The sequence below is a fragment of the Nostoc sp. XA010 genome (assembly GCF_020829625.1).
In the GTDB taxonomy this organism is placed as follows: domain Bacteria; phylum Cyanobacteriota; class Cyanobacteriia; order Cyanobacteriales; family Nostocaceae; genus Nostoc.
The window spans coordinates 35,419-53,974 of record NZ_JAIVFX010000032.1 but is presented as its reverse complement, the minus strand read 5'-3'; the positions used below and the strand labels follow the sequence as shown (position 1 = coordinate 53,974).

At 40.6% G+C, this 18,556-nt stretch carries 18 protein-coding genes and 1 pseudogene; 8 read left to right on the top strand and 11 right to left on the bottom strand.

The window, feature by feature from the left end; genetic code table 11:
* Positions 1–384 precede the first annotated feature (384 nt).
* The 6 genes from LC608_RS29110 to LC608_RS29085 all read left to right on the top strand — a co-directional run bounded on the left by LC608_RS29110 (position 385) and on the right by LC608_RS29085 (position 3,518).
* Complete coding sequence (locus LC608_RS29110) at positions 385–606, top strand: hypothetical protein (RefSeq protein WP_229556899.1); 222 nt, start codon at positions 385–387, stop codon at positions 604–606.
* Between the two features lie 27 nt (positions 607–633).
* Positions 634–1,071, top strand: coding sequence for a nitrogen fixation protein (locus LC608_RS29105; protein ID WP_229556898.1), 438 nt, complete (start codon positions 634–636; stop codon positions 1,069–1,071).
* 134 nt (positions 1,072–1,205) lie between these two features.
* On the top strand, positions 1,206–1,556 hold the full coding sequence (locus tag LC608_RS29100) for a Nif11-like leader peptide family natural product precursor (RefSeq protein WP_229556897.1): 351 nt from the start codon (positions 1,206–1,208) through the stop codon (positions 1,554–1,556).
* A gap of 50 nt (positions 1,557–1,606) precedes the next feature.
* Positions 1,607–1,975 (top strand): Nif11-like leader peptide family natural product precursor, encoded by a 369-nt coding sequence (locus tag LC608_RS29095; RefSeq protein ID WP_229556896.1) that lies wholly within the window; start codon positions 1,607–1,609, stop codon positions 1,973–1,975.
* 79 nt (positions 1,976–2,054) lie between these two features.
* On the top strand, positions 2,055–3,317 hold the full coding sequence (locus tag LC608_RS29090; protein ID WP_229556895.1) for a nif11-class peptide radical SAM maturase 3: 1,263 nt from the start codon (positions 2,055–2,057) through the stop codon (positions 3,315–3,317).
* A 21-nt stretch (positions 3,318–3,338) separates the two neighbouring features.
* Positions 3,339–3,518 carry a hypothetical protein gene (locus LC608_RS29085; protein WP_229556894.1) on the top strand — a complete coding sequence of 60 codons (180 nt, stop codon included), beginning with the start codon at positions 3,339–3,341 and terminating at the stop codon, positions 3,516–3,518.
* 803 nt (positions 3,519–4,321) lie between these two features.
* Here LC608_RS29085 and LC608_RS29080 read toward each other — a convergent pair.
* Both LC608_RS29080 and LC608_RS29075 read right to left on the bottom strand, forming a co-directional pair.
* Positions 4,322–4,507: a hypothetical protein gene (locus LC608_RS29080; protein WP_229556893.1), complete on the bottom strand. Its 186-nt coding sequence runs from the start codon at positions 4,505–4,507 to the stop codon at positions 4,322–4,324.
* A gap of 52 nt (positions 4,508–4,559) precedes the next feature.
* Positions 4,560–4,739 carry a hypothetical protein gene (locus LC608_RS29075; protein WP_229556892.1) on the bottom strand — a complete coding sequence of 60 codons (180 nt, stop codon included), beginning with the start codon at positions 4,737–4,739 and terminating at the stop codon, positions 4,560–4,562.
* An 808-nt stretch (positions 4,740–5,547) separates the two neighbouring features.
* Here LC608_RS29075 and LC608_RS29070 point away from each other — a divergent pair.
* Positions 5,548–5,685 (top strand): hypothetical protein, encoded by a 138-nt coding sequence (locus LC608_RS29070; RefSeq protein WP_229556891.1) that lies wholly within the window; start codon positions 5,548–5,550, stop codon positions 5,683–5,685.
* Positions 5,686–5,896: 211 nt separating this feature from the next.
* Here LC608_RS29070 and LC608_RS29065 read toward each other — a convergent pair whose 3' ends face one another.
* The 9 genes and pseudogenes from LC608_RS29065 to ppsA all read right to left on the bottom strand — a co-directional run bounded on the left by LC608_RS29065 (position 5,897) and on the right by ppsA (position 17,550).
* Complete coding sequence (locus LC608_RS29065) at positions 5,897–6,676, bottom strand: peptidylprolyl isomerase (RefSeq protein WP_229556890.1); 780 nt, start codon at positions 6,674–6,676, stop codon at positions 5,897–5,899.
* Positions 6,677–6,800: 124 nt separating this feature from the next.
* Positions 6,801–8,324 (bottom strand): HlyD family efflux transporter periplasmic adaptor subunit, encoded by a 1,524-nt coding sequence (locus LC608_RS29060; protein ID WP_229556889.1) that lies wholly within the window; start codon positions 8,322–8,324, stop codon positions 6,801–6,803.
* A gap of 65 nt (positions 8,325–8,389) precedes the next feature.
* Positions 8,390–11,119: a peptidase domain-containing ABC transporter gene (locus tag LC608_RS29055; protein WP_229556888.1), complete on the bottom strand. Its 2,730-nt coding sequence runs from the start codon at positions 11,117–11,119 to the stop codon at positions 8,390–8,392.
* Positions 11,013–11,738 carry a helix-turn-helix domain-containing protein gene (locus tag LC608_RS29050; protein WP_229556887.1) on the bottom strand — a complete coding sequence of 242 codons (726 nt, stop codon included), beginning with the start codon at positions 11,736–11,738 and terminating at the stop codon, positions 11,013–11,015. The genes LC608_RS29055 and LC608_RS29050 overlap by 107 nt, the downstream gene beginning before the upstream one ends.
* 392 nt (positions 11,739–12,130) lie before the next feature.
* Positions 12,131–12,281, bottom strand: a pseudogene (locus LC608_RS29045) (ATP-binding protein); the annotation flags it as partial.
* 29 nt (positions 12,282–12,310) lie between these two features.
* Complete coding sequence (locus tag LC608_RS29040; protein ID WP_229556886.1) at positions 12,311–13,816, bottom strand: dolichyl-phosphate-mannose--protein mannosyltransferase; 1,506 nt, start codon at positions 13,814–13,816, stop codon at positions 12,311–12,313.
* A 459-nt stretch (positions 13,817–14,275) separates the two neighbouring features.
* Positions 14,276–14,635 (bottom strand): XisI protein, encoded by a 360-nt coding sequence (locus LC608_RS29035; protein WP_229556885.1) that lies wholly within the window; start codon positions 14,633–14,635, stop codon positions 14,276–14,278.
* A complete protein-coding gene (locus LC608_RS29030; RefSeq protein ID WP_229556884.1) occupies positions 14,605–15,039 on the bottom strand; it encodes an element excision factor XisH family protein in 435 nt (144 codons plus the stop codon). The genes LC608_RS29035 and LC608_RS29030 overlap by 31 nt, the downstream gene beginning before the upstream one ends.
* Before the next feature lie 12 nt (positions 15,040–15,051).
* The gene (gene ppsA / locus LC608_RS29025) at positions 15,052–17,550 is read right to left on the bottom strand and encodes a phosphoenolpyruvate synthase (RefSeq protein WP_229556883.1); all 2,499 of its coding nucleotides are present in this window, start codon (positions 17,548–17,550) and stop codon (positions 15,052–15,054) included.
* A gap of 274 nt (positions 17,551–17,824) precedes the next feature.
* Here ppsA and LC608_RS29020 point away from each other — a divergent pair, with 274 nt between their 5' ends.
* A complete protein-coding gene (locus tag LC608_RS29020; protein WP_229556882.1) occupies positions 17,825–18,232 on the top strand; it encodes a hypothetical protein in 408 nt (135 codons plus the stop codon).
* The last annotated feature ends 324 nt before the right edge of the window (positions 18,233–18,556 follow it).

Below are 18,556 nucleotides of genomic sequence, written 5' to 3'. Positions count from 1 at the left end.
AACATTAGCTTTTTATCTCTTTTTGTTACTAAATTTTGTTAGTTATCGAGATTTGCTTGTCGTTAGATATTGCCTGTCAGCCAGCAAACAACAAACTTTTCGTGACATAAATGTTTTAGTTAATAGTCAAAATTTCTTAAAATATTCAATTTGGATTGGTGTACGAGAGTTTAGGTTTGAGTAGCTATTGCATACTCTTACAGAAAATAGGGACAAGAAAAATTTTTCATTGTTTCGTGACATAAAACTTATATTTATGTCTTCATTAGAGTTTTTACAATTGAGCTAATTAGTTTCCTCTTTTCCTAAAATAAGAAAATATTAAGCAATTAAATTGCTTAGTATTTAAGCCGAAAATAGTCGAAAGTTAAGAGGAAAATGAACATGGAAAGTCGAGAAAGGAAGTATAACGGTCAAATTGAAATTAACGATCTAATTGATGATGCAGTAAAAAATGCGGTGGAACGACGGAACCAAGGTTTAGGTTCAGAAGATGCTTTGTCTGATGAGGAAATGAAAAATGTTGCAGGTGGAATTTTTCAACTCCCTACTATGACGACGATGGGAATAATAGCACCAGATCAAGATCAAACCCTTTTAGCATAAAGCTTCTCTTCTTTGGAGGGTCAATTGATGGCAGAAATTACTGCTGATAAAACTACACTTTGTCCCAGTGCTAGACCCGAATCTGTGGATAGTGTTGTCTTTGGCGTAGTCGGTGGAACAGTGGCAGAACCCCGTGTAGCTTATCTCAAAAAGCCCCAACCTATCACGGATGAACTAATAGCAAAAGCTAGTCCAATTACACCTGCGGAAATTTTTCGGACGGCAGCACCTTGTGCTACCAAAGGTTGTCAGCATTTTGATGGACAAGATTGCCGTCTAGCAATGCGAATTGTAGAAAAGTTGCCACCAGTAGCAGAAGAACTACCACCTTGTTCCATACGCCGAGATTGTCGCTGGTGGCAGCAAGAAGGCAAGGCAGCTTGTATGCGTTGTCCACAAGTTATTACAGATAACTACAATGCATCTGAGTTAGCAGTGAAGGTGGCAACACCAATATCTGGCTAGAACCAATAAAAGCTCAATCTTTTTCAAAAAAATTATTGATTCACGCTGAACTGGACTGTATTGGCCTATTTAGTAGTTTCTCCTAAGTCTGTTCATATACTTCAACTATGTTTAAGTAATTTCGGGAGAAGATTATGTCCCTAGAATCTGTCAAAGCTTTCTACAACAAGCTAGCAAATGATGAAGCTTTTCGCGCTCAAATCCAAGGCGTTAAAAGTAAGGAAGAATGTAGCCAAATAGTTAAAGCGGCTGGCTACGATTTCACCCAAGAAGAATTTGAAGAATATACGGCTCAATTATTGGAGTCAGAGACTGCTGAGGGCAAACTCCAGGATTTAGGTGAAAAAGAACTTGAAGCTGTTGTTGGTGGATTCACTGCAAATGCCATCCAGATGATATACGGAGGCCCGATAGATCAACTTATTGATGGGTCCTGCCCGCCTGTTTCGCAGCCTTTGTATGGAGTTATTCAGATCACAGATTAGGTTTACGGGAACGCATTAGGTCTGTAATTAAATAATTTTAGGAGGAAATCATGTCCATAGAAAATGTTCAAGCCTTTTATGCAAAGCTAGCGAATGATGAAGCTTTTCGCGCTCAAATTCAAGGAATGACAAATAAAGATGAATATAGCCAAGTTGTTAAAAGTGCTGGCTACGATTTCACCCAGGATGAGTTTGAAGAATATACGGCTCAATTGTTGGAGTCAACTGCTGGCGACGATGAACTCAAGGATTTAAATGAAAAAGAACTAGAAGCCGTTTTTGGTGGGGCTTCATCAATTACTGGAAAGCTTACTATACAACCGATATATGGACTTCCTGTTTGGCCACCTATTGATTGGGGTAAGGGTAAGCCACCTGATGCTCACCTTATGTATGGAGTTATTCTGTCAGATACTTAAATGACAGACAGTTCAGGTTTATGGGGACGAATGACGATATATTCGTCCTTTTGTCAAGAAATTAATTGAGGGTATTCTAATGACTTATCGTCGAATTAGTTATGCAGTTTGGGAAATTACATTAAAGTGTAATCTAGCTTGCCAGCATTGTGGTTCTCGTGCTGGTCATACAAGGGCGAACGAACTTTCTACAGCAGAAGCTCTTGATTTAGTCAAGCAAATGGCGGAGGTGGGAATCACTGAAGTAACCATAATTGGTGGTGAAGCATTTCTGCGTCCTGATTGGCTGGAGATTGCCCAAGCAATTACCAAAGCTGGGATGCTTTGCGGTATGACTACTGGAGGTTATGGTATCACTCTCGACACAGCACGCCGGATGAAAGAAGCTGGTATTAAAGTGGTATCTGTGTCAGTTGATGGCTTAGAAGCAACTCACGATCGCCTCCGTGGTAGACAAGGCTCTTGGCAATGGGCCTTTAAGACTATGAGTAATCTCAAAGAAGCAGGTATTCGCTTCGGCTGCAACACTCAAATCAATCGTCTCTCTGCACCAGAATTTCCTCGTATTTACGAGCATCTGCGCGATGCCGGAATCTTCGCTTGGCAAATTCAATTGACTGTACCAATGGGGAATGCAGCAGATAATAACGAGATTCTGCTGCAACCTTATGAATTACTAGATGTATATCCTATGATTGCTCGTGTTGCTCAACGGGCAAAGCGAGAAGGGGTGCAAGTACAGCCAGGAAATAATATTGGCTATTACGGGCCCTATGAACGGATGCTGCGAGGAGGAGATGCTTGGTCTTTTTGGCAGGGATGTAGTGCTGGACTGTCTGCTATAGGCATCGAAGCCGATGGTGCTATCAAAGGTTGTCCCTCACTACCTACCACAGCATACACTGGCGGTAACATCCGCGATTATTCACTACGGACAATTATTGAAGAAACCGAAGAATTACGGTTTAATCTCGGAGCGGATACTCCTAAAGGAACATCACACTTATGGGGTTTTTGCAAGACTTGTGAATTTGCTGAACTCTGTCGAGGTGGTTGCAGTTGGACTGCTCACGTTTTCTTTGATAAGAGAGGGAACAATCCTTATTGTCATCATCGTGCCCTCACTCAGGAAAAACGGAGTATTCGGGAGCGTGTATATCTCCAACGTCGTGCAGATGGGAATCCCTTTGATAACGGTGAGTTCGCTCTGATTGAAGAACCGATTAATGCTCCTTGGCCTGACAATGATCCGCTTCACTTTACTAGCGATCGCATTCAATGGCCAGAAGGTTGGGAAGAAGAACCAAATCTAGCATCATCTTTAGTTAGTTCTAGTAATTAAAAACTGCAAAATACCATTTCTATGAATAATATCTCTACTGATATGCCTTCAGAAAATACGATTTTTAATGACTCTCAAACAACCCTATTACCTCGTTCACCTTGGAATAGTCAACTAGCTTATTTGAGAGTGCTTTTTCGAGCGAAGAAAGCTCTTGACCGCATCGAAAAAGAAGCAGGTGTTTTGAGAAATGAAAACTAGTTAGATTATATCTAGAAATTACTTAAGCTTGATTACACAATAAAGATCCGATCGCATATTATCGAAAACTTGGTTTACTGATTATAGTGGTATCAAAGTTTTATTGCTGTCGTAATCAACTGTAACCATAAAATAATGATGTTCTGGTTACATACAAATAATAGATAAGTAGCTGGACGCTAAAAAATACAACTAGATTAATAAATGTAAATCGCTTAAAAGCTTATATTCAAAGCATTTATGGTACTTTACATAAGTTTACGTAGTTTGCTTTAATTGTGCCTACATACTTAGTTCATACATTCAAAGCTTATGACATTTTTATTAAATTTTCATGAAGCCAGTAGAACGGTTGTGCCAAATGTTTCTACCAACTTCCGAGTTTTGTATTGCAGTCGGAACTTCGTCCCCTTTAAAAGTTGAATGTGGTTTTAAACCACGCAAAAGGCTACCCCTACTAAGAAAAAAGTTCCGACACTAACTGGAGTCAGAACTTTTTTCACAGGATATGACCAAGAAATAGCATTTGCAAGCGTCAAAAGGGGTAAAAAATGATTAAAGTTCTAATTCCAATAATAAAATTAGAACTTTAAGGTTTTACTTTGCATTTCCTCGTAGTTTCGCTTTCACTAAGGAATAAGAATTAAATAACATACAATTTATGTCCTTGGCTTACCTCACCCTCAATCCCTCTCCTTTATAAGGAGAGGGAAGCTAGATAATTGATGAAGTTTTGCATTTTATTTAATTCACGTTCCTAAGCTAGCTACGGTGAGGATGATTGCATTAGTCCAACTATAGACTTATAAACTCTTTACCCAATCTACAACATCCACTGCCGTATCGGATACAAATCTGGCTGTTCTACCAATTGCATAGCCTACATCATGTACTAGATTTTCACCACCAAAAATAAGGAACAACTCTTCTTCCTTCGCTTCTTCGATATAGTCTGAATGGATATCTTGGATACTGATTTGTCTTTCCATTGTCTTGCTCCATTATTACGTTGGGTAAAACTGTAATTAAAAACTGTAACTTTTACTTTTTGTTCCAGCCATCGCTAACGCCTTGTTTAAATTCCTCCCAGTGATCGTCAATCCAGGTTAGTAAATCGCTTACCTCTCCACCTCCTTGAATTAAAGCGAGTTCACTAACAGAAAGTTCATAAATCATACTTTCCACATTCAGATCACTAATTATGATTTTTGCTTTTTGCATTTTTATCCCTCAACTTCATTGATTACATTAGTAAGTATACATAAAAAACTTTGCTAAAAGTAATGTTTGAAACTATATTTAGTGATTTAACTAAAATAGATATGTCCCAATAAGTGCGCTATTTAATCGATTGGTAAGTGGTAGCATTTTGTAGTAATACAGCTTGGAATAGTCTTGCACCTTTAGTTAGAGCGCTTCCGGCTATTATGCAATATAATTTTCTCCTTACCCCTCTGCTATCATCGCTTTCATCTTTTAGGATGTACCTCATAGCTGCCGGAAGTGCTGTAGTAAAGTTTTTTAATTAAGTATTCTTTTGGTAAATAATTTATCTGAAATATTTTTGTCCAATAATCTATCTTATAGGGTCACAGACACGCAGTTTACGGCACGTCTTACCTGAGTGAGACAGATTGTAGCGAATAGCATAAGGTTTGCTGCTACTGCCAGAATGAAATAGCCCTAAATTATTATTCTTCAGTCTAAGATAATTCTTGGACTGATTTTTTATTGGTTTTTCTAATTTGAAAAAATGAAGTAAGCAGTGAAAAAGGAAAAAGGTCATAAATATTTCATATATGTCCTCAAAAAATAGTCGCTTTTTTCAAATAAGTATAATACTTTTATTTTTTGAACAATAGTGCAGTTATTTTAATAATTAACACACAAAAAACTGTATTACTTTTGTCATTTTTATAGTTATTTAGACCTTGAAATAACGGATAAAATCATAGATTATGGTAATGGGAGAAGGCAATTCAAAGTCTAATCTCAACTCATACAACTTTACTAAGGAGTAGATTTAAAAATGGCTAAGATTACAATTTCTGATCTGCATTCTTCTGAACTTGAATATCAACAACTGACTGAGATGGAATTGAAAGCTGTAAGAGGAGGCAGGGCAGCAGAAGACCCGGTAATTATTATTATTATAATTGTGCGATGAGACTAATAATCTAGTCTCCTAAAAAAGGAACTAAATTGCTGCTATCCTCGACTCCTAAAGGAAAAGATGGGTAGCAGCAATGTATCTGCTCAATCAAAGACAGGAGACAGGACTTACGCAACTGGCACACACTCACCGCCTACTGGCACCCAGACTCATGAAGTGCGATGGGCGCTGTGGGGAGCGCCATTGCCTAAGTCTTCAAAGAGTTTTAATCACTCTTGCTTTGGTTATAAACAACATCTGCAACTTGCTTGCTTCCGTCGAGATCAACCTCAACTTGCTCAACTTGTTGCTTCAGCCATTCTCCTAACAACTCTGACAGAATTTGATGGCGTTGCTGCTTATCCAATTGCGGTTGGATAATTTCCTCCATAAAAATTAGATATACTCCCGAAGATGTCACAATGGGTTTAAGAAGGTGGGGTGGTTTAGCAGCAAATACCGCAGCAGAAATCTCTGGCTTCAAATCCTTGCGCCTGACTATTCCCCGATATCCCCCTTTTCGGCGTAGTTCCGTATCCTGGATGTATTTGTGAGCAACATCATAGAAACTCATCTCGCCTTCTTTAATGGCATAGAAAAGTTCTATCGCCAAGTCTTCATCATCTAATACAATCTCATACATCACTACACTGGTATAGTCTAGTTGGTTTTCAAAAAAGTAGGGCTCAACTTTATCCGCAAACAGATGGGCAGCTAACTTTCCAGAAATCACGGCGTTGTCAACCATTTTCTCAAAATCATCTAGAGACAGACTATATTTTTCCAACCACGCCCAGGTACAATCAGCACTACTGAGTTTGTTAGCTAACCGCATTTGGTTTGCTGCTTTTTGCAGTTCCTCAATTTCTACTTTGATGCCAGCTTCTTCAACAGCAGCTTTAATAAGCTTGCGGGCAAGAATTTGCTCTATTATCTCAGGAATTTTACAAGAGAGCTTGACTTGGGTAATAATGTCTTCATTGGTAATGGTAATGGTTTGAGACATGATTTTTTCTTAAGTAGATAGATGAGATTAAACGTGAAATCGAAATCTATAGATGCTAGATTTCAGGAGGCAGAGGCTCCAAGAATTGCGTTTCTAGGTTCAGCCTGGAAACGAGGAAGATATCCTACAATTTCACCCCACCCTGCTGCAACTGCTTAAATGGGTCAAGCAGAAAATCAATAATCCGACGCTGGCGCACAATTACCTCTGCCGTCGCCGTATCCCCAGGACGCAGGGCAATACATTTATTAGCCGAGGGAATACAATTTTGTTTTAGGGCAATTTCCAAGTCATAAGCTGCGACTTTTCCATTAGCTGTATTCACTTCTATGGTAGTAGGAGAAATCTCTAACAATTCTCCTTCCAACACACCATAATCCTGAAACGGATAAGCATCAAATTTTAACTTTACTGGCAATCCTCTTCGCAAAAAACCACTCTCAGTTGTCGCCATTTGTGCCCGAATTATTAAAGGCGAACCTTGTGGTGCAATCTCCGCAATCATTGCTCCAGGCTGCACCACAGACCCAGCCCGTTGTATTGGTAACTGAAACACTCTACCATTTACGGTGGCTCTGAACTCTCGTTGTCCTAACTGAAATTTTAATGAGACAATCTGACTCTTACTTTGAGCAATTTCTGCCTGAAGTGTAGTAATTTCTGTCTCCAAATTCTTCTGTTGTTCGTCGATTTTTAGTAAAGCAAGTTTGCTGGAACGAGTTAAGGTCTGATAACTCCTTTCCTGTTCTTTCAGTCGCAACAGTGCCTGCTCAATATCTGCATTTGCTTGCCGAATAGTCCGCTCATAACTACTCTGTTGTTCTAACAAACGTAGTTTAGCCTGCTGAATATCTGACTGATTTTGTTCGTATAACTGTTGCTTGTCTTTAGCTATATCTTGCTTTTGCACAACATTAATTTCTGGAACAACTCCTGACTGCCAAAGACTGCGATAGCGTTCAACTTCCCGCTCGGTACTCGCTAAACTACTGTTTACTAACTTATTAGCTGTTTGACTATGCTCAAGAGTTTGCCGTGCCTGATTTACTTGAGCTAATTTTTCGTCTTTTTGTAAGTCATAGGAATTACTCAGAGCATTCATATTCTGTCGCGCTTGATCAATTTGAGCTTGCTTTTCTAACTGTTGAGATTGATTTTGTTGCTGTTGTGTTGTCAAAGATACAACTAACTGACTTTTAGATGAATTTAACTGAGAAAGTCGATTTAATTGCCCCTCCAACTTCTCCTGTGCCTGCCGCAATTCCGCTTTAACTAATTCCGATTCCAACACCAATAAAGTCTGCCCAACTTTAACTGAATCACCCTCCTTTACCCGAATTTCGGCAATAGTACCTGCCACCGCAGCATCCAACCTAACCGTCTTTCCCTTTGGCTCAAGTCGCCCTCTTGCCGTACCCGTTTCATCCACCTTAGATAGCATCGCCCAAGGTAAAATAATCGACACAAACACCACCAAAAAATATAGCAATCCCCTTGTCCAAACCTGGGGCAAGCTATCAAGTAAATCCTTGGTTGCGTAAGCCCAATCATCAGTTGATATGGCTGGTGTTTGCTCCCTGAAAATTTCCTCGCCCTGTTCTACCTCATAGATTTGGGTTTGAACCTTTCCATTTAATGTGTTTGGCATGATTTTTCCTGATATCAATTTTGGGAATGGGGAGACAACGAAAGCTTCCTGCTTATCTTCTTTTTTCACCCCGCAACATCCATCTGCTGATGATTGAGATAAAAATAATGTCCCCGCTTCGCCATCAACTCTTTGTGAGTTCCACTCTCAATCAACACGCCGCGATCTAGCACTAAAATCAAATCTGCATTCCGCACTGTTGAAAGGCGATGGGCAATTACTAAGGTGGTTCTGCCCTTGAGAATTGTGTTTAAATTCGTCTGAATAATCCTTTCTGACTCTGCATCCAGATGGGAAGTCGCTTCATCCAAAACCAACAGCTTGGGATTGCCTAACAATGCCTTAGCGATCGCAATTCTTTGTCGCTGTCCTCCCGACAACATCCCGCCTCCTTCACCAATCTGGGTTTCATAACCCATAGGCAACTTTTTAATAAACTCATCAGCACCCGCCAATCGCGCCGCCTCAATAATCTCTGCCAAATTTGCCCCAGGATGTGCCAAGCTAATATTTTCCCGAATTGTTCCGCCAAACAAAAAGGTATCTTGGTCAACTACCCCCACTTGTTCGCGTAGAGAACGCAACGAAAGACTGGTAATATCATGCCCATCAATCAATACTTTGCCATCCGTAGGGGGATATAATCCCAAAACCAGCTTAGAAATCGTGGTTTTACCCGAACCACTCCGTCCCACCAGGGCAACCATTTGCCCACTTTGTATTTCAAAACTGAGATTTTCTAAGATATTGATCTCGCCTTCAGGGTGATAGCGAAATGTCACGTTATCAAAGCGAATGTTACCTTGAATAGGTGGTAAAGATTGCCGCGCTTGGTGTTGCAAATCCTCTTCTGGTTCCGCATCTAACACATCATTAATGCGTTCTATGGCAATCACCACTTCTTGCAATTGATTCCACAAAACTGTTAATCGTTGGAAGGGTCTGATAATATTTCCCAGCAACATATTAAATGCCACCAATTGCCCAATGGTTAGCTGGTTGTGAATTACTTGGTATGCCCCAAACCATAGCAAGATAGTAGTTACCACTGCTTCAATTGTGTTGCTGAATATTTGCAAGCGATTGCTGATAATTTGCCCGGAAAAGTTAGTTTTGACTTCCTTACTTAATAACTCTTCCCAATGCCAACGCACTGTCTGTTCTACTGCTGTGGATTTAACTGTTCGCACACCAGAAAGGGCTTCGATCAGATAGCTGCTTTCATTAGCAACAGCATTAAATATTTCTCTAGAAATCTTTTGTAAAAAAGGTGTAGCAATCAATGCCAGCAGGAAAAAAGGCGGTACAATTACCAACACCAACAACGCCATTTTCCAACTGTACCAAAACATCAATCCTAAATAGATAAAGACAGTGACTAAATCTAGTAGGATGGACAACGCCTCACCGGAGAGGAAGCGTTGAATTTTGCGGTTTTCCTGTACACGAGAGATAATATCCCCCACATAACGGGACTCAAAGTAACTTAAAGGTAGGCACAGTGTATGGCGAATAAATCCCACAATTAGTGCTAAATCGAGCTTATTGGCCGTGTGATCTAACAGATATTGCCGCAACCCCGTCATCGCCACACGGAATAAACTAAAAATTAGTAACCCTAACCCTACCGCCGTTAAGGTTAGTTCAGAACGCTGCACTACTACTCGGTCTAAAATTAGCTGGGTAAATAAGGGAGTAACAAGTCCAAAAATCTGGATAAATAAGGAAGCGACAAACACTTCCAGCATCACTAAGGAGTGAGGCTTCATTAATTCAAAGAATTGCCAAAAAGGAGTAGAAGTCTCTTTGGTATCTTTCAGCATAGCCGTCGGTTGCAGCAGCAATGTGTAACCAGTCCAGTTGGCTTTAAATTCTGCGTGGCTGAGGCTGCATTGCCCAATGGCGGGGTCGGCTACAATGACGTGTTTGGGGGTAATTTCGTAGACAACGATGTAATGCTTGCCTTCCCAGTGAGCGATCGCAGGCAATTTTTGCTTCGCTAATTGGTCAAGACTCGCCTTCACAGGTCGTGTGGAAAACCCAATACTTTCCGCCGCAGCCGATAACCCCCGCAGTGATGAGCCATTGCGGTCAACATTGGCGATATCCCGCAGGCGATTGACACTAAAGTTTTTCCCCCAATAGCGAGACACCATCACTAAACAAGCTGCACCGCAATCCGATCCACTCTGTTGGGCAAAAAACGGATAGCGCCGAATCACACGCTGTAATAAATGCCCTACTCGCTGCGTGGAGTTGGGAAAATAGGCTTTGCTTATTTTTTTCTCGCGTGGCTTTACTGCTGACGTTGACAAAATCTTTGTTTCATGACCCTGTTTTGAGTCAGATGGCAGTACTGGGGGGTTATCTGAGTCCACCTGTTGGGGATTACGGGATAGCGCCCTAGCCCACAAATGCTCCCGAATTTGGGGATATTTAGCCATCAATGGCCATAACACTTCACCCGAAACAAAGCATAATTGTAAGTTGACTGAAGCCCTTGCAGCGTAAGGTCTAAAATCACCCTCTTTAAACAAAGTAAATTCCCCAAATGAGTCACCTGCCTCTAAAGTGGCAATTAACTCATCGGCGCTATCTAGCAACCTGACCTTGCCTGCGATCGCAATATAGATTCCTGGTTGAGCATCAGTTCCTTGCCAGAATTTGCCGACTTTCGGGTTGATAAATTTAGCTTGTTGAAGACAGTGTTGAAATTCCTCTCTCGAAAGAGAATAACCCAGAGTATTGTTGAACTGTTCTAGAGAAACCAACTGAGCAGATATATCTTGCGCCATAGATGTCTGAATCCTTTCCTAATGTTGCGAAGTTCAAAGACAAAAATTCTGAATCATCTGGAATAGCTGCTGATTTCAGGTCACTAATGAAGATTTTGGAACTCTTAGCCTGCTCATTGCTGTTTGCTTCAGAATTGCTGGGTTTTGGTAGTGTGGATAATCCCATCTGTTTGAGTAGTCGCTTGATATGGCGATCGCTCACCTCAATCCCAAATTCTTTTGCTAGATGTTTCCCTAACCAGTTTGTTGTCCATCGACGAAAAGCATAGCCATGATCGCGGGGACTACTTTTAATTAGTTCTTTTAAACGTTCTAAATACTCCTCATTTACTGCCTTCGGGCGACCAATAGGGCAATCTTGCCATTGGTGCGCCATCCCTGTCCGGGCTATGTGCATCCAATGCCTTGCTGTAGCTGGACAACACCCCAAAATTTGATAAATTTCTGTTTGGGATTTTCCCTCATCTGCCAACAACATGATTTCAATACGTTGTCGGTAAGATTCAGGTAAACTTTTTTCCAAACTTACTAGCAGCAATTTACGCTGAAATGACGTTAAATACTTACCGCTAGTTACTTTTATATATCTTGTTTCAATTGTCGTATTGTATTCACGCATATACGTATTATTCACTAGGGTTTAGGACACACGAATATCTTATAAACGGTCATAATCTGGCAATTATCTTTAAATTAAGTATAAACATTGCAAAAAATAATTTTTCTTGCAACTGTAGTACTTATCACCTTTTAGTTTTTATCTTATGCAAAAAATAATTTAGTTAAGTTATATTTCTGACAATTTTTGTGGAATATTGCTTTTGTAGATATAGATTAGGCTACAAATCCAATTTATAAATTCCGAAAATAGTCGCTAAATTTTAGTAACGTTTTTGTAAAGATCAATTTCTGGTGAGCAGAAAAAAAAGAAGTCATAACAGAGGGCACAATAATATATTGTGCCCCAACAATGATTTTGTATTCCCCAGATGTGACAATTGCTGTAACCGCTTAAGCTTCTACTAAGGGAAGGGTGACGGTAAAGGTTGTACCGACTCCAACTTGACTAGTGACTACAATCTCGCCTCCCTGTGCATCGACATATTTTTTGGCGATCGCTAGCTAGCCTCAAACCGCTACCTGGAATGGCTCCAACATTATTCTTTTAATACCCAATGCCTAATACCCCTATCAAATCCAAGAGTTAAACCACATTCGCAGCTTATAATTGTGAGGTGAGAGGGGTAAACCCAAATAAATGGGCATCCAGAAAATAAAAGCAGCCAGAATGATAAAAGTAATGGTGACACCTAGCGCCCGGAGTTGTTGATAATAACTGCGAAGGCACTGATCAACAAACCAAGCGATCGCTAAAAATATAAACACCACTGCACACATATAGTGGTAGATAAAAACGCACCTTGTCACTTTTACCCAAGGTAATAAGTTAGCAGCATAATTTATAACTAAATACAAGGCAATCCAAGTATCAACACTAAGAGTTGCAGGTACTGAAAAACGCTTTTCTTTCACCCAGTGAACTACGGCTTGTGACACGAACATCCCTACTAAAAACAACATGGCAGCAACACCAAACCACCACAAAAATGGATTGCCCATTGCATGGACATCATAAATAACTTGTCCAACACCACTAGGCAAAGGCGGCCCCATCACAGGTAAGGGTTCGGTGATACTTTTAGCCGTTTGATAATAATATGCCATTGGTCGAGTCATCAACGGCCATTTGTACCAGGCAGCACAATAAGGATGCACGTTAGGACTATTGCCACCTAGCTGTAAGTGAAACTTCAAAATTTGCTGATGTACTGCAATAAATCCATAAGTTTTATCTAGTTGCAGGTGAGGAATCCAGATAATGCTGTAAATCAAAGCTGGGATAATTCCTAGATAAAACAGCATGTGAAAAATATTTAGCTGAGTTAGGTTTTGTAGTGGTGTTTGAGATGAGGATGATGAGGCAGAATAAGTACTAACCCCTGCCTCCCCTGCCTCCTTCGATGAAGAAGATGCAAAAAAGAGTTTGGAGTTAAGAAAAGAATGTATCAAATAGATTACCCAAGCTGCTATCCAAATGAAATAAGCACCTGAGAGGAACCATAAACCGTTCCACTTAGTACCGACTGACGCACCAAAAGCAATGCCAGCAAAAACTAACCAAAAAGAACGTCGCCGATTTTGGTTATCTAATGCCAATAATAAAAACCAGTGCCCTAACAAACCAAAGATGACGATATAAATATTACTTAAAGCATAGCGAGACTCAACTAGAAAAATGCCATCACAAGCTGTAAACAAACCTGCAAGCAGAGCAAAGGTACGGCGATAACTTAATTGATAAGCGATCGCAGCTATAACTAAAGGGATAAATGAGCCGGTAAGGGCATTAAACCACCGATAAGTCCAAGGCGATCGCAATGATCCTGTCAGTCCATTTACCGTATCGTGCCAAAAAGGAATGTGGCTGCCAATCCAAATGCCAATGCCGATCATATATTGACTCAACGGCGGATGAGCATTGAAAAATGGCGTATGCGTGAGATAATTATTACCAAATTTGGCAAAGTAAACTTCATCAAATACCAGAGTGTTGAATCGCTCCAGCCCCCAAAACCTTAAGGCGAGTGACAGAATAAATACACTCACCATCCCAATTCGGAACCACTTTTTAGTCATTAGTCATTAGTCATTAGTCATTGAGCATGGGGGATTGGGCATTGGGCATAGGGAATAGGCAATGAGTCTTTGATACTCGCTGACGAGTCCTTCAACTCCACTCCTTTGCCCCCCTGCTCTCTGCTCAAGAACTGCTCCCGTGTTCCCCCTCCACTTTTCAAGTGCATCTAGTTGAAACAGGAGTAGTTGAATATTGTAATACTTGTGTGTTCGTCCCTTCAGGGTCACTGTAAATTACAAATGCTTGTTCGGCATCGCATTTGGGTATCCAACTGCGAATGATCAAGTGTTCGGTTTCCAAAAGATTTGTCATCTTGCTTTTGGCTAAACTAAATTGCTATTCTGCAAGATAGTAAGATACTTATGGTTGAGCAGTCAAAATTTTGTAGAAGATTACACAAACAAAATATGGCGATCGCTATGCTATGGGCAATTATCCAGAAGTTTAACTACCGTTGGTTATGCAACAGCATATTCTGAATCTTTCCGCAGTTCCTCAGACCGAAATCCCAATACAATCCGATCCTTTGATATACCAGCCCTAACGAGTTCCGTTGCTACCCCCTCTTCAGTACCATCACGTTGAATCCAAATTTTGCCATCAATAATATCAATGTGAATCATACAGCCGTGAACGCGACGAGTCACAGTAGGAGACAAGTCATAGGCTGGTTCTCTTCCCAAAATCATCAATAGGTAGCGGTCTTGTTCGCTGTCGAAAACTGTCTCAAATTGAATATCGCCAGCGCTGAAGGGAATTTTTGTATGTTCAATCAGAATATTCCGAATCAACTGCCTGTATTGCTCCAAGGTATCCATTTAAAAATAACCTCTTGCTCTAGCTGAAATAGAACAATATGAACTTTGTAATCTTCTACCAAAAGTTTAGCAATTGGCTCATCAAAGATATCGGCGTATACTTCGTCCCGAACGGCGAGATAGAGGACGCGATCGGGATTGGTTCTACTCATCACAGAGCGGTATGCAAGATACTGTCCCAGCGCGTGTTCAAGATCAGTCATATCCGATACGCTGCGAAACGTTTTAATCTCAACGGCTATCTGCTGTCCTTCCTTTTCAGCAGCAATCAATTTCTCTGCACCCAGGTCAACATACATATCCCTTTTTCCCCACTTCAAATGAAATGGATCGTCGGTAATCGTCCAGCCATCTTTGATTAGGGCATTTTTGAGGTTCTGGTGGTAGCGGTCTTTAGCTGGCATAAATTACTCAAATTACGAATTACTACCCTCGACTTTTGCGACTTCCAGCATCGTCTTTAAAACTGAATCTGGATTGAGACTAATTGAGTCAATTCCTTGTTCAACTAAAAACTGAGCAAATTCTGGATAGTCGCTAGGTGCTTGTCCACAAATGCCGATTTTGCGATCGCATTTTTTTGCCGCTTCTATGGCCATTTTTACCATTCGTTTCACAGCTGGACTGCGTTCATCAAACAATCTCGCTACCAACGCCGAATCCCTGTCTATCCCCAGTGTAAGTTGAGTTAAATCATTAGAACCAATAGAGAAGCCATCAAATACCTCAGCAAATTCCTCAGCCAGAATAACGTTACTGGGCAACTCGCACATCACATAAACCTGCAAGCCGTTAACACCCTGCTTTAAACCATTTTTTGCCATCTCTGCTAAGACCAAACGCCCTTCATCGGGAGTACGACAAAACGGAATCATCGGGATAACATTTGTCAAACCCATTTCTTCCCGTACCCGTTTAATAGCATTACATTCTAGGGCAAAAGCTTCTCTGTAGCCTTCATCATAGTAACGCGCTGCCCCTCGCCAACCCAGCATTGGATTTTCTTCATGGGGTTCAAACTGTCGCCCACCTAACAAGTTGGCATATTCATTACTTTTGAAATCTGAGGTTCGGACAATTACTGGTTTGGGATAAAATGCCGCCGCAATTCTACCAATACCTTGGGCTAATCTATCTACAAAATACTGGGGTTTATTGTCGTAAAGTGCAGTAATTTCAGCAATTTTAGCTTTGGCAAATTCATCTTTTAATAAATCAAAATGAATCAATGCCATTGGATGAATTTGAATTTGGTTAGCGATGATAAATTCTGTCCGTGCTAAACCTACCCCATCGTTGGGAATTGCCGATAAACTCAATGCTTCTTGGGGATTACCCACATTCATTAAAATTTGAGTGCGAGTGCGGGGTAAGTTCTCTAAAGGAACTTCTTCCACTTCAAAAGGTAATAAACCTGCATAAACTTTTCCCTCTTCCCCTTCAGCGCAAGAAATTGTTACCTCTTGACCAGGTTTTAAAATTTCTGTAGCATTGCCACATCCGACGATCGCAGGTACACCCAATTCCCGCGCAATAATCGCTGCATGGCATGTTCTGCCCCCAGAATTAGTAACAATTGCACTAGCGCGTTTCATAATCGGTTCCCAATCGGGATCAGTTCTTTCTGTCACCAAAACTTCCCCAACTTGGAATTGTTCGAGTTTCTGAACATCTAAAATTAGGCGTGCTTTCCCTTGACTAATCGCTTCCCCAATCGCCCGTCCTGTAACAAGGGGGAGTGGGGATTGGGAATCAGGAAGTGGGGAGTGGGAATTTTCTCCATTCCCTATTCCCCATTCCCTATTCCCCAATAACAACCGATAACTCCGCAACACATTTCCCGTCTTCTGCGACTGCACGGTTTCGGGACGTGCTTGCACAATAAAAAGTTGATTAGTAATCCCATCTTTTGCCCACTCGATATCCATTGGCGTGGAAATACCGTGGACTTGGGAATAATGGTCTTCAATTAAACACGCCCAATTTGCTAGTTGTAAAATTTCTTCATCATTCAGGGCAAATTTACCTCTTTCACTAGGTGAAACAGACACATTTTTCGTAAGTTTGGAACCGTCATCATAAATCATTTTCAGTTTTTTACTACCCAATTTTTTATCGATAATTGGGCGGAAACCAGCTTTTAAAGTTGGTTTAAAAACATAGTATTCATCAGGATTTACAGACCCCTGGACAACGTTTTCGCCTAAACCGTAGGCGGCTGTAATCAGCGCCGCATCCTTAAATCCGGTTTCTGTATCAATGGAGAACATCACCCCAGAGGTTGCTAAGTCAGAGCGCACCATTTTTTGCACACCCACAGCCAGAGCAATGCTAAAGTGGTCAAATCCCTTGGTGTGACGATAAGAAATGGCGCGATCGGTAAATATGGAAGCAAAGCATTTATGACAAGCTGCTAAAACTCCTTCAGCGCCGACAACGTTGAGGTAAGTTTCCTGCTGTCCAGCAAAACTAGCATCTGGAAGGTCTTCGGCGGTGGCACTGGAGCGGACTGCAACATCTGTATCTGCGTTGTATTGTTCACAAAGACTTTGGTAAGCTTTAGCGATCGCCTCTCGCAATTCTACAGGAAATGGGGTGTGGATTAATAGCGATCGCGCTTTTTTTCCCCGTTCTCGTAAATTTTTGACATCTTCAACATCCAAGTCAGCAAAGAGTTTGCGTAGCTTTGCTTCTAAACCTGCTGATTTGATGAAATGACGATAAGCGTAAGCAGTGGTGGCAAATCCTGTGGGAACGTTAATACCTTTGGGTGTTAGCTGTTGAATCATTTCGCCCAGTGAGGCATTTTTACCACCAACTACCGGGATATCAGCAATACCAACTTCATCAAACCACAAGATGAGCGATCGCTCTTGAGAAGATGGCGATAATGTGCTTTTAGATACTGTAGTCATAATTACCTTTTAAGTTTATACTCAGTTTGTCAGTGCGTAACCGCTAACCGCAAGGCGGAAGTCAAAAGCCAAAAGTATTATGGAATAAGCTATTTAGGGATTTTTAATGGTTGCTCTATTTCCGCCGTGGTGTACTAGTATATTTTTCCTATATTCAATTTTATATTTTGCAGCCATTGGCGTGATTTTAGATTGTGTAATTAAATACCATATAGTCTAAAAATAACAATTATTCGGGATAATGGCTTTATCGTAATATCGGATACAATGCACAATGGCGCAACTAGAACGACTGTTAAAAATGGCAGAAGATGAGCTAACAGAGTACAGCACTGATGCCCGCAAAATTGAAAAACTACGGCGCAAAATAGGTTTGTCAGTGTCCGCAGCCGAACAGAGGCAAGTCAAAGAGGCATTACTCGCTAGTAAGAAATCTTCTAATATGATTACTCAAATTGTGGAAGAACAAAGACAAACAGCAGCTTTACCATTTTGGGGAATTGCTGGATTAGGTTTGTTATTCGGAATTTCTTTAAATCAACCTGTATGTTTGTTAGCTGCTATAGTTGGAACTGTATTAGCTTTTAGAATTCAGAAATGGGGTTGGCAATTACAGGCAAGTCGTCTATTGTTACAAACATTAGAAGATATTGAAGCGCGTATTGCCCAACCGAATAAGTAACAAAACAGATCCAGTTTATAGAGATATTTTCTCTATATATTTGTATATTAAAATACAAAGTTATTGACTAGTAACTTGATTTACACCTCGTAATTACTTAACAATTACTTTGGGATCACCATAGCAAAAAAAATTAGATATTGGATTTGATTCAGATATTTATTCATATAGTTTGCGTATAATGAATGCTACATGACTCTTTCTCAGTAGGTATTTATTATAACTACGCATTGTTTCACCTCCAAAGCCCACGCGCTGGAGTTCACTTTTAACTAGTACTACCCACCTCTCTCCTTAAGTAAACCCCTTGCTTGTATTTCACTG